Origin of the sequence: Sulfurospirillum arcachonense DSM 9755, from assembly GCF_000597725.1 — a bacterium.
GTDB lineage: Bacteria > Campylobacterota > Campylobacteria > Campylobacterales > Sulfurospirillaceae > Sulfurospirillum_A > Sulfurospirillum_A arcachonense.
This window is the reverse complement of sequence record NZ_JFBL01000015.1, coordinates 59,286-71,742: the sequence shown is the minus strand read 5'-3', so window position 1 is coordinate 71,742 and position 12,457 is coordinate 59,286. Positions and strand designations below refer to the sequence as shown.

The following is a 12,457-nucleotide window of genomic DNA, read 5'->3' as shown; positions in this document are numbered from 1 at the left end:
TCATTTGCTGTATGGTTTGTTCTTAAATTAACAATGGGCATTAGAGTAAGTGACGAAGAAGAATATGATGGAGAAGATCAACATGAATGTGGTCTGGAAGCATATCCAGAATTTAGCAAACAATCAATGTAAGGAATAGGTAATGAAAAAAATAGAAGCTATAATCAAACCTTTCAAACTTGAAGATGTAAAAGATGCCCTAAGTTCACTTGAACTTACGGGTATGACTGTAAGTGAAGTAAGAGGATACGGACGTCAACAAGGTCATTCAGAGTTATATCGTGGCGCTGAATATGTAGTTGATTTTTTGCCAAAAATAAAAATCGAACTTGTTGTAAAAGATGAAGTTGAAGCTGAAGTCATTAAGGTTATAAGTGAAAGTGCTAAAACTGGTAAAATCGGTGATGGTAAGATATTTGTAAGTAACATTGAAAAATCAATTCGTATAAGAACAAACGAAACTGATAACGAAGCGTTATAATCAAATTGGGAGTAGACATCTACTCCCAACTCTCTACTTTAAGAAACCAAAATATTATTTGGATACATAAAACTAAACACTATAAAACTTACTAAAACTATTACAAAAAGTAAAAAAGATATTTTTTGAAAAATATTTAAAGAGATTGACATATTTGCATCAGTCATTTTATATCCATCAAATATAGAATTTAATGTTTTATATTGTGTATGAAATACTCTATCAAACACTACTCCAGCAAGATGTGCCACAATAAGAGCTATAAATAGATTTGCAAAAAGCTCATGCACTTCTTTTAACAATTTCATATCCTTTAAAGATGAATTGTTCAAAAAAGATACAATCCCTTTTCCTTCATCTGCACCAAAAGTTATAACACCTGTAAAAATAGTTATAACACATACAACAAACATACTTATCATCACAAAAGAAGCTAAAGGGTTATGACCTACATGTTTTTGTTTTTTATTAAATATCTCGGCTAAAAAATCCTTAACCTCATTTTTACTCAAAGGAAAATCTTTAAACCGTGAAAACTTTGGTCCAATAAATCCCCATAAAATTCTAAATATTACAACAAATAAAAGTCCGTAACCAATAAGAGCATGATAGTAAAGTAGACTATCTTCATCTGTAAGAAACGCAGCAAGTATCAATAGAGCAAATAGCCAATGAAAAACCCTAGTGGGAATTGACCAAATATATGACTTTATCAAGAGTATCCTTAATCCTAAATTTTCAGTAGTTTACAACAAAAAAGTAAACTAATGCTTTACGAAATCGGAATATCTCTCTTTAACATTTCTTGTTTGAGCATCAGTTTATAGCCTTCAGCTTGGGTATCAAAATAACTTTTTTGAGATAAAAAATCCATAGTGCTTATTCCAGTAAGATTAAGTGCTTGGAGCATTTCTGGTGATTGAATTTTACTAAGTGTCTCATCATTGACTAAATCATTTAGCCAAGAGTTATCATTTTCATTAGCAGCTTTAGAATCATAGCTAAGAAGAAAATCTACAAAAGAACCTTCTTCCCCTTTAACAGAATTATACATACCATAACTTGTTGCTGCCATTGGGTCTATTGCGAAAAAATTATTATACATATTAAACTCCTTTGTATATTAAAAGCAAAATATGTACCAATTAGATATTATACTTCACTTTCAAACAAGTTATAAGCCATGACAAGGTTAAAACATAACTCAGATAACATCATAAGTTCCCAATGAGAAATAATCTCTAAAAAAGGCATCCCTTCTTTTAAAGATTCAAAATCTACCTTACATGTAAAGCCATAATTTATATCAGGTGAACCAATCTCTGGTAAATCTCGTGCATAAATAAGATGAAAAGATATATTTGTATCTCTTTTCATGCGGCGAATTCTTTTTAGAGTTCCTTCATAATCTTTTTCATTAAGTTTTATCTGTGCGTGTATGTTATGGGAGAGTACGTTTCTTACAAAACTAACCAAATCAAAAAAGTTTTCAAACTGCTCACCTAAACGAATTTGCATAAAACTTCTAAATGGGCTCTCTAGCCTTAGGGCTTCTACCATAGCCATGCAAATTCCTCTAAAAGAGTTAAACTCAACAAAATACTCATACAGCGTAATTTCATTGTTTTTATTTTGCTCAGCATCCAATAATAACTCTTTTACAATCGCTGCATTAAAACTATAACTTTGTGATTCTTCAAAGGTTCTTGTTACCTGTAAATCTCGATTTGAAAGTTTCTCTTTTTTAGATAAATCTCCAAAAAACTCTCCAACATGTAAAAAATAAAAGTTTTGTTCTACTAAAAGAAGTGCATCATCTAAGAGGACACTATCTGGCATTTCATCTCCTGATATATTGCAGCATCACCTTCATCGCTTTTTGCATAAGGAGTAAGCATATTGGCATCTTTATGTCCAGAGTATAAAAGCATACAATCATCTCTTAAGTTTTCATCATTTTTGACAACATATTCGCACTCATACGTTCCATTTGTTAGTTTTATAGTTTGATTGTCTTTTAGTCCTAAACAGACAGGAACGTGCAAAAACTGTTCTGTTGTAAATTGTGAATTTAAAGATTTGTTATACTTTGCATGTAAAAGATAAAATCCTTCGTTTAAATCCTCTTCTTTAAAATCATCATAAAAATCATCAAAAAATTCAAACTTTCCGCTATCTGTATAAAACTCTTTTTCATAAGGAATATCTTCATATGTTTTTGAAATATATCTGCCATTTTTTTCTACGGAATTTGATTCAAATATCTCATCTATATACTCTTGTTCACTTTTAAGTTCACACCCCAATTGAGAACATAAATCATACTCACTAATCCCAATATCATTCTCTACTATTTTTGGCATAAAACCAATGTATTCATGACCATAAGAGAGTTTCATATCTTGTTTTTCTAAGAATGTTTTAGCAGGAATAATCAAATCTGCCATCTTTGAAGTTTCGTTTACATGTAAACCAAAATAGACTACAAATTTTGCTTTTTCTAAACCTTCTTTTACTTTAGGAGTGCAAGGTGATTGAGTGACAGGATTGCCTCCTTGGATAAAGACCAAATCATAGTTCCCAAAGTCTACTAGTGGCAAAACTACTTTATTGGCTTTTACACTAAAGGGTGATTTAAAACCAAATGCGCTATTAGCAATATAGCTTACCCCACAGCCCTCTTTCCCAAACAATCCAAGCATAGCTGCAAAAGAGTCAATGGCTCTTAATACACTATGTCCAAAAGAGTATTTTTGTACACCTAAACCTACAAGAAAAGAGACTTTTTTCCCTTTTATCATAGAGAGTATTTTATCAACATCTAAACTACACACACCACTTCTATTTTCCAACATTACAATAGGTTTAGCATTGACAAAATCAATAAAATAATCAAAATTTTCGCATCTGTTTTCTATAAACTCTTCATCTTCCATTTGTGCCATATAAGCCATGCGAGAAAGCTGCATTGCTAAGTATATATCACCTCTTGGTTTTACCTTTACATGTAAATCAGCTTTTTTTGCAATATCTGTTGTATACGGGTCTATGACGATAACTGTTTTGCCTTTTAAAGCAGGTAAAACATGAGAGTTTGTAACACTTGGATTTTGTCCCCAGATGATAACAACATCACTCTGTTCTACTCTTTTAGGACTCCAAGACAAGCATGCTCCTCGTCCCTCTTCTATGCCTGCTTCTCCAGCACCCTGACATAAAGAACCTTGAGTTAAATCAGCTCCATTTTGTGCAAAAAAGAGTTTAGTGACTCCTTGCATAACGCCTAAATTACCACTTCCTTTGTAAAAAAGTGTTTTTTTGCCAAGTTTATCTTTTACAGTTTTTATTGCCTCATCTATACTTATCTCTTTACCATGAAGAGTTGCTTTTTCTATGCGAGGAAACTTATGAAAATTAGTCATATGATGACAAAGAAAACCTTGTGTGATAGGATGTTTTTTTTCACCTTTGAGTTTTAAATTTTCATCAACTTCAATACTACAGCCATCAAAACAATCAAGTGCACAAGTTGTAAGCATTATTTTGCCTTAAACTCTATTTTTAACAGTTCCGAAAAACGTTTAGGTGCTGGTATAATTATCTCTGTTTTATATGAAGATATGTTTTCTGTATCGACCACTTTCCAAATTTTATCTGCTTTTAGAGTAGTTGGTTTATCATTTATATAAATAACACTGGATTTAGCATTGGCTACATCTTCTTTTGACAGATATATAGTTAATTTACCTTTTGAAATATCATATGCATCTACTAAAGATGCTCCTACATTTACATAATCGCCTTCATCAACATATGTTTTATAAATCAAAAATCCTGATTTTATTTTTACACTTTTTTTATTGATTGTATCTTGTAAAGTTGCTATTTTATACTCTAAATCACTTATGGATACTTTTAAATTTTCTAAAGTATTTTCTAAAGAAAGAACTTGATTATTTGCATTGATAAGATTTATAAGTTCAGCATCTTTATTGGTTTTTGATTTTGTTTTTAAATTTTTTATTCTCTCATAAGTATCTTTTCTAATACGTTCTACTTCTTTTGAGTTTTCAATATTTTGTTTTGTTAATTCTAACGTTCTTTTTAAGGATTCTAATTTCGTTTGTGAGCTGATTAACTCTTTTTTATTTAAAAAATCATCAATTTGGATTAATACTCCACCATTTGATACTTTGCCTTCTGCTTCTTTATATAAAGAAGTCACTTCACCACTTGCTGATGCCTTTACAGAATATGTTTCATAAGGGTCAACTTTGGCATAATAAATGCTTGCATTTAAACTAAGAGCAAAGACAAAAAGACTTAACAGGTATTTCATATATCGTTCCTTTATAATTTATCTGTTATTATACATTAGTTTATGTAAATGAATTTTAATAAGGTGAAAAATAATGAAAATTGCAATCATAGGTGCTGGTGGTGTTGGCGGGTATCTTGGAGCAAAACTTGTAAAAAATGGCTTTACTGATGTAACTATCATTACTCGTGGTAAACATCTTGAAGCAATAAAAGAAAATGGTCTTACTATACAGGATGAAGATAAAAAATTTAATATTAAAACTTTTCATATCACTGATGATTTTAACCAAAATGCCCCCTATGACTTGGTTATTTTTACAATAAAATCATATGACTTTAATGAAACATGTGAAAAGATTAAAGACTCTATAACACAAAAGACTATTTTGATGACAACAGCTAATGGAGTAGGATACAAAGAAAAATTTAAAACATATTTTCCTAAAAATCCAGTATGTGAATCTTGTATCTATATACTTTCAAACATAAGAAAACCAGGAGTTATCAAAAAATATGGTGGTGTCTTTCAACTTTTTATAGGCTCAGATGAAGTTCATCCTAAAACATTAGAAAAAATTTATCATATTTTTAATAATGCTGGTTTAAAAACAAAAATATCAAAAAAAATCACACTAAAATGTTGGAGAAAATTTCTTTTCATAAGTGCTTTTGCTACGATGACAAGTTTTTATAATGCAAGTATGGGTGAAATTATAAAAGAGCATGAAGAAGAGCTTAAAGAAGTACTTCAAGAAATAATAGCTTTAGCAAATAAGAAAGGTATAGAGTTAACAGAAAAAAATTTACAAGAAGCTATCTTTCAAGCAAAAAACAATGTTCCTTTCAATGCCACTACTTCTATGTTACTTGATTTTAGAAATAAACATAAAAGTGAAGTGGATGCACTTACTGGTTATATTTGTATAGAAGGTGATAAATTAGGTGTTAAGGTAGAAAGAATGAAGTCTTTATATAAGTGGTTGATTATTAAAGATATTGAAAACTCTTAGGGAAATCTCACTGATTTCCCTTTAGATTTAATTAGATACTAATTTCTTTTATATCTGCAATTTGTTTAAATTCTTTATAGATTGTAGCTATAAGATTTTGTCTGTTTGTTTTTATACTTACATCTTCATGATTTACCATAACATTATCAAAAAAGTTATCTATTTGAGGTTTAAGACCAAAAAGAGCATCTAACTTTTCTTCATAAGTCTTATAATCAACAGATGATTTTTTAATAAACTCAGCATAAAGTTCATTCTCTTCTGTTTGTTCAAAAAGATTTTTATCTACCACGATATCTTTGTCTGTATCTACATCTTTAATAATATTTGCCACACGTTTAAATGTAGAAAATAGTTCTTTAAAACCACTGCTACTTACTATACTTTTTAAAGCTTCTATTTTTAAAGAAAGTTGTACTATATCTCTCTCTCCACTAGCAACAACTGCTTTAATAATAGAAGGATTTGCATCAAAAAATTGATAAATTCTTTCTAAGAAAAAGTTTTCTAATTTGATTAAATCAAAATTGGCATAGTTTGCACTTAACTTTTTCAAATCTTCTTTTATATTAAATTCCAAATTTTTATTAAGTACTATTTTGATAACACCATTAACAGCACGACGAAGAGCAAAAGGATCTTTTGTTCCTGTAGGAATTTTATCTATACTAAACAAGGCTAACAAAGAATCAAGTTTGCATGAGAGTGCAACCAATGAGCTACATAAGTTACTTGGTAACTCACTATCCTCACTATCTGGAAGATATTGCTCTTTTATTGCTAAACTTACTAGGTCATCTTCATTTGCAGCTTTTGCGTAGTAATATCCCATAAGACCTTGAAGTTCTGTAAACTCATAAACCATTTCACTAAGAAGGTCTGACTTACTCATCATAATAGCTCTGTTTAGAATATCTTTTATCTCTTTTTCATTCTTATAATCAATCTCTATACCTAGTTTTCTTCCATATTTTGTTTCTAAATACTCAATAATGTTTTTTTCTCTAAGAACTTTATCAAACACTGAACCAAGTCCATCAAGATAAACAATATCTTTAAGTCCACCAAAAGCAAGACCATTTCTTAAATCATTGTCATAGAAAAATAGTCCATCACTCAAACGAGCTCTTAGAACTTTTTCATTTCCTCTTACTATAAGATCATAATCATCACTAATAGCATTTGATACAACAATAAATTTATTTGTTACTACACCATCTTTAAAAACAGGAAAATATCTCTGATGTTCTTTCATTGAAGTAATAATTACTTCAGGAGGAAGTCTTAAAAACTCTTCATCAAAAGTACCAATCAATGCTTTAGGATGTTCTGTGATTGCTACAATCTCAGCCAATAACTCTTCATCAATTTCAATGTTTACACTATTTTCTTTTTCTATCTCTTTAAATTGTTCTAAAATAATTTTTTTACGCTCTGATGGATACAGTACAACTCCACCATTTTTAAGCTTATCAAAATAATCTCCAGCAAAATCATAAGCAAATGGCTCATAAGAAATTGTTCTATGAGGATATGAAAAATATTTTGATTCTACATTATATACTTTAAAAGGAACATGTTCATCTCCAAGCATCGCTCCAATCCATCTAATAGGACGAATAAAACTTTTATCATAGCTTCCCCATCGCATAGACTTTCCAAAGTTTAATGAAGAGATAAATTGTTCTATCATGTCGCCTATCAAACTCTTTGAGTCAACACCTTTTGTCACTTTTTTAAAGTATAAAACTTCTTTTCCGCCTTTTGTTGAGCGACCAACTTCATCTAAACTCACGCCACATTTTTTTGCAAAACCATTTGCTGCAGGAGTTGCCTCACCGTCTTTAAAAGCTACTGATATAGGTGCGCCATATAACTCTTCTTCTCTATCACTTTGTGACATTGGAAACTCGTTATGCCATAAAACTAATCTTCTAGGAGTATAGTAAAATTTAAATTCACAAGTAAGTGCGTTTTCTTCAAGTATTTTTAGCCATTTTTTTTCTATATTTGGTAATTCTTTTAAAAATGGAACTGCTGGTAATTCTTCAACACCAATCTCTATTAAAAGTGGTTTGATCATAAATAGACCCCTATCGTATAATTAATCGTTTATTTTATCTAAGCAGGAGTTAAAGTCTAATAAAACTATCTCTTTTTTCCCTTTATACACCGCTAATTCTTTTACATGTAAAGTATAAATATTGCCTAATTCAAAATTACAATCAGGTTTATAAATAAATATTTTGTCTCTATATTTATCTTCAATATTTACTCCATATTTGTTTTTATCAATAACCATCACATCTTTTAAAACATAATCTACTTTTATTTTATTAGTAGTAATTAGCTTTTTTATCGTAATATCTTTTGGCTTACTTTCTTTAAGCTTTTTTGTAGAAAACATTGCTTTTATAGGGATATGATCACTATAACCTTGCCCTAAATGTTTTCCTTTTCCTCTGTTTGATATTTGCCATCTTTTAGGATTTTTATTCTTATCAAGTATATAACTTGGTTTAAAGGTGTTAAAAGAGTTTTGTACATAAAAAATATCTTTTGAAATTATAATATGGTCTAATGCACTTCGTCTTTTAAAAAATGCATGCGTATATCTTTGTTTAAATGGTAATTCATACCAAAGATTATAATTATCTTTAAAAACACAATGAACAGCTTTTCCCCAACCTTGTTTATCAATGCTAAAAGGAGAATTAAAATCACCCAATAAAATAAAGTTTTTTTCTTTTTTATAAAAACTTTTTAAAGCTTTTGCATATTGCATACGTTTAGAATTACCTTGTTTATATGAAGGCCAATGATTTAAAAAAAATGTTACATGTAAACCTTTTATATTTACTACAACTTTATGGATTGGTCTATATATATCTATTACTTTGTATAATTTGTATGTTTTTATAGGAAATCTTGAAAGTAAAACCGAATCAACTCCTTTTGTTTTAAAAGAGCTATACATGTAAGGATATTTTTTTGTGCTAAGGGCTAAATTTAATCTTTTTAAAACTTCTTTATTTTCTACTTCTTGAAGAGCTAAGATATCTGCATCTAAATCTTTTATAACTCTTGATAGGTTTTTTATTTTTATTGAAAGTGTTTTTTCGTTCCAGCCACTTTTTGTATTTGGAATATACTCTTTATACTCATAACCACTTTTTTTAATATCAAAAAGGTTTTCAACATTATAAGAAGCAACACTAAATTGTGTTGCCAATAAAAATAAAGGCAGTAAAAGTAAAAATACAACCTTTATCATGACATTGGTAAGAATTCACTCTCTTGGTCACAAAAATATTGTAAATCACCAGTTGCTATTTTATAATACCAACCACGTAAAGAGAGTTTACCTTCATTTACTCTTTCTCTGACTTCTGGATAAGTCAAAAGATTTTTTAATTGCAAAATAATAGATACTTTTTCAGTAAGCTCCAATTTTTCCTGATGTGATGCATTTTTTCTTATACTTTTTTCAACATGAAGTTTAGCTTCTTTACCTAAATCTAACCAACGCTTTACATGTAAAAGATTTATACTATCAATATCCTTGTATAAACTCTCAATAGCCCCACAATGAGAATGTCCACAAACAATAATATCTGTTACTTTTAAAACATGCACTGCATACTCTATTCCTGCAGCCGTTGCATGATAATCGTTATCTGGCGAAAATGGAGGAACAAAATTTCCTATATTTCTTAAAATAAAAAGATCCCCTGGTTTTGAATTAGTTATGAGTGAAGGATCTACTCTTGAATCACTACAAGCAATAAAGAGAACTTTTGGATTTTGTCCATTTTCTACTAAATCAAGAAATTTATTTTCATATTTTTTAAACTTTCTATCTTTAAAACTTTCATTGCCATCTATTAAATCTTGTACTTTCATAATCAACCAATCTTTTTTATTTTTAAAATTATAGTACCTATTTTATAAAAATAACGTTATAATGTTTTTTCAAAATTTTTAAAGCATAAGGGCTAATGAAAAAAATCAACCTGTATTCCACCACTATAACGCTATTTACATTCATGCAACTTTCAATTGTATTCTATTTTTTCAACAATAATAATACTTCTTTTTTAATTATTTCTACTTCTTCATATTTATTGGTTTTATATGTTTATTTAAAGAGAAATAAAGTACTCAAAAAACTAGACAATGCTCTTAAAGAAATCAACTCTCAACAAATACTAATAGAAAAAGAGTATAAAATAATTCAAAATTATACACTTTATTCAAAAATGAATTTATCTTGGGAAATAACAGATGTAAGTGATGGATTTACACAGTTATGTGGCTATTCAAAAGATGAACTTTTAGGGAAAAAACATTCTTTAATACACAGATTAGAACCAACTGATCCAATTTATACTCCAATCAAAGAGACTCTGCTTAAAAACCACTCATTTGAAGGAGAATTTAGAAACTTTAAAAAAAATGGACAAAAATTTTGGACAAGAACACAAGTGATGCCAGAAACTAATAAAAATGGAAAAATTATAGGATTTATTACATTTTCACAAGATATAAGTAATGAAAGAAATATACAAAAACATGCACAAAAAGATGAATTAACTAAAATATATAACAGAAAAAAATTCAATGAGGAACTATCATATGCCCTGAATTTATACAAAAGATACAAAGATGATACATCATTAGTACTTTTTGATATAGATAACTTCAAAGCAATCAATGATGTTCATGGACATTTAGTAGGTGATGAAATTCTTGTAAAATTAGCTTCAATTGTTGATGAAAATGTTAGGGATTGTGATATATTTGCTAGATGGGGTGGCGAAGAATTTGCCCTAATTTTACAAAAAACAGATAAAGAAAATGCCCTGCTGTCTGCTAAAAAAATTAGAGAAATTATAATCAACTATGACTTTAATATTGGACAAACAATCACTTGTAGTTTTGGTATAACAAATTTTAGAGAAAAAGATAATAAAACAAATATTATGAAAAGAGTTGATGATATGCTTTATAAAGCCAAAAAAGAAGGTCGTGATAAAATTATATATGAGTAGCTAAACTATTTGCTGAAGCAAATGCCCATTGAAAGTTATATCCTCCTAGTTCACCTGTCACGTCTAACACTTCGCCAATAAAATATAATTTTTTTTGTAATTTACTCTCAAAACTCACAGCATCTATCTCATCTGTATTAACGCCACCTTTTGTAACTTCTGCTTTAGTAAAACCAAAATTTCCTGCTGGTGCAAACTCATAATTTTTTAAAAGATTTAACTTTTCTAACTCTTCTTTTTTTAACCTTACAACCGATTTATCTTCTAAGTCTATAGATTTCAAAAACTCTGTCATAAATCTTTTTGGTAAAGGTATCAATGAGCTAATTTGTTTTTTTGACTTTTTCTCTAAAAGTTTACTTAAATCAATATTTGGCAAAAAATCAAATGATATTTTTCCTTTTTTCCAATACAGTGAACCACTTAAAACTACAGGACCACTTATACCTTTATGAGTAAAAAGTAAATCACTTTCTAAAACTTTATCTTCAACACTTAATTTAGCATTAAAAGATATTCCACTTAAACTTTTCATCCAAAATTGTTCTTTTTGTACTGTTAATCCAACAAGTGCAGGTGCAGGTGTAATTAAGCTATGCCCAAAAGATTTTGCTATTTCATAGCCTATAGGACTAGCTCCAATAGCAGTATAACTTATACCACCACTGGCAATAATCAATTTCTTAGCATATATTTTTTCTTTTTGAGTTTGAATTATAAAACTTTCTTTAAAGTCTACATGTAAGACTTTTGAGTTCATATGAAACGTACAATGACGGGTAAGATTTTCAAAAACAGCTACTAAATCTTTTGCAGATTTTTTACAAAAATATTGTCCATATTTTCTCACTTCAAATTCAAGATAAAATGGATCTAAAAAACTAAATAATTGTTTTGGAGTAAAATTATCAAGTGCTTTTTTTATAAACTTTTTATCACCTAAATAGTTATTTACAGTTACATTTTTATTAGTGATATTACACTTACCACCACCACTTGCTAGAATTTTTAAACCTATTTTAGAATTAGAATCAATAACAGCTATGTTCTTAGTAGGCATTAAAGAAGCAGCCATCAAACCACTTGCACCTGCTCCTAAAATAGCTATGTCATATATCTTCAATTATTTACTTTGAAAATCAGTATAATTTTGACGTAAAGCATCATAAAGAACAATACCAACAGAGACTGCTTGATTTAAACTTCTTCCATTTTTTCCCATAGGTATTGTTATTGCATTTTCCCATTTTGCTTTCATAAGTTCCATTGGAAGTCCTGTTGATTCACCACCAAAAAACAAGAAGTCATCTTTTTGAAATTTAGCATCAAAGTATGGTTTATCACTTTTTGTTGTTGCAAAGAAAAACCTATCTATTTTATCTGCATTTGCAGCTAAAAATTCATCTAAATTTTCCCAAACAGTAACATCAAGTAAATCCCAATAATCAAGTCCGGCTCTTTTAACATTTTTATCATTTATCTCAAAACAAGTAGGTTTGACTATATGTAACTTACAATCAGTATTTACACATAATCTTCCTATGCTACCTGTATTTTGTGGGATTTGTGGGTGGACTAAAACTATATTAAACATA

The 12,457-nt window shown here is 29.0% G+C and carries 13 protein-coding genes; 3 read left to right on the top strand and 10 right to left on the bottom strand.

From position 1 onward, the window contains the following. Positions 1–142: 142 nt before the first annotated feature. Positions 143–481 carry a P-II family nitrogen regulator gene (locus K354_RS0111425; protein ID WP_024955634.1) on the top strand — a complete coding sequence of 113 codons (339 nt, stop codon included), beginning with the start codon at positions 143–145 and terminating at the stop codon, positions 479–481. 38 nt (positions 482–519) lie between these two features. Here the strand turns inward: K354_RS0111425 and K354_RS14305 are convergent, their stop codons facing one another. The 5 genes from K354_RS14305 to K354_RS0111400 are packed head-to-tail and all read right to left on the bottom strand — an operon-like array spanning position 520 to position 4,820. Further along, positions 520–1,197 carry a cytochrome b/b6 domain-containing protein gene (locus K354_RS14305; protein ID WP_037940732.1) on the bottom strand — a complete coding sequence of 226 codons (678 nt, stop codon included), beginning with the start codon at positions 1,195–1,197 and terminating at the stop codon, positions 520–522. A gap of 56 nt (positions 1,198–1,253) precedes the next feature. Next, a complete protein-coding gene (locus tag K354_RS0111415; protein WP_024955633.1) occupies positions 1,254–1,586 on the bottom strand; it encodes a hypothetical protein in 333 nt (110 codons plus the stop codon). 47 nt (positions 1,587–1,633) lie between these two features. Beyond that, a complete protein-coding gene (locus K354_RS0111410; protein ID WP_024955632.1) occupies positions 1,634–2,320 on the bottom strand; it encodes a hypothetical protein in 687 nt (228 codons plus the stop codon). Continuing rightward, complete coding sequence (locus tag K354_RS0111405) at positions 2,299–4,020, bottom strand: molybdopterin-dependent oxidoreductase (protein WP_037940715.1); 1,722 nt, start codon at positions 4,018–4,020, stop codon at positions 2,299–2,301. The genes K354_RS0111410 and K354_RS0111405 overlap by 22 nt, the downstream gene beginning before the upstream one ends. Further along, a complete protein-coding gene (locus K354_RS0111400) occupies positions 4,020–4,820 on the bottom strand; it encodes an efflux RND transporter periplasmic adaptor subunit (protein ID WP_024955630.1) in 801 nt (266 codons plus the stop codon). The genes K354_RS0111405 and K354_RS0111400 overlap by 1 nt, the downstream gene beginning before the upstream one ends. Before the next feature lie 73 nt (positions 4,821–4,893). On the opposite strand from K354_RS0111400, the gene K354_RS0111395 reads away from it, so the two are divergent. Further along, complete coding sequence (locus K354_RS0111395; protein ID WP_024955629.1) at positions 4,894–5,811, top strand: ketopantoate reductase family protein; 918 nt, start codon at positions 4,894–4,896, stop codon at positions 5,809–5,811. A 31-nt stretch (positions 5,812–5,842) separates the two neighbouring features. On the opposite strand, the gene glyS is transcribed toward K354_RS0111395, so the two are convergent. From glyS to K354_RS0111380, 3 genes are read right to left on the bottom strand one after another with little or no spacing between them, the layout of a single operon-like run. Continuing rightward, positions 5,843–7,894 carry a glycine--tRNA ligase subunit beta gene (glyS, locus tag K354_RS0111390; protein ID WP_024955628.1) on the bottom strand — a complete coding sequence of 684 codons (2,052 nt, stop codon included), beginning with the start codon at positions 7,892–7,894 and terminating at the stop codon, positions 5,843–5,845. Between the two features lie 21 nt (positions 7,895–7,915). After that, positions 7,916–9,085, bottom strand: a complete 1,170-nt coding sequence (locus K354_RS14300) for an endonuclease/exonuclease/phosphatase family protein (RefSeq protein WP_024955627.1) — start codon at positions 9,083–9,085, stop codon at positions 7,916–7,918. Beyond that, on the bottom strand, positions 9,082–9,714 hold the full coding sequence (locus K354_RS0111380) for a carbonic anhydrase (protein ID WP_024955626.1): 633 nt from the start codon (positions 9,712–9,714) through the stop codon (positions 9,082–9,084). Before K354_RS0111380 ends, K354_RS14300 begins: the two co-directional genes overlap by 4 nt. 95 nt (positions 9,715–9,809) lie before the next feature. On the opposite strand from K354_RS0111380, the gene K354_RS14295 reads away from it, so the two are divergent. Further along, complete coding sequence (locus tag K354_RS14295; protein WP_051505437.1) at positions 9,810–10,862, top strand: sensor domain-containing diguanylate cyclase; 1,053 nt, start codon at positions 9,810–9,812, stop codon at positions 10,860–10,862. On the opposite strand, the gene K354_RS0111370 is transcribed toward K354_RS14295, so the two are convergent. Together K354_RS0111370 and K354_RS0111365 are read right to left on the bottom strand one after the other, a co-directional pair. Further along, positions 10,849–11,985 carry a BaiN/RdsA family NAD(P)/FAD-dependent oxidoreductase gene (locus K354_RS0111370; RefSeq protein WP_024955624.1) on the bottom strand — a complete coding sequence of 379 codons (1,137 nt, stop codon included), beginning with the start codon at positions 11,983–11,985 and terminating at the stop codon, positions 10,849–10,851. The two genes, K354_RS14295 and K354_RS0111370, sit on opposite strands and share 14 nt — an antisense overlap. Continuing rightward, positions 11,986–12,456 carry a tRNA (cytidine(34)-2'-O)-methyltransferase gene (locus tag K354_RS0111365; protein ID WP_024955623.1) on the bottom strand — a complete coding sequence of 157 codons (471 nt, stop codon included), beginning with the start codon at positions 12,454–12,456 and terminating at the stop codon, positions 11,986–11,988. Position 12,457: the final 1 nt, after the last annotated feature.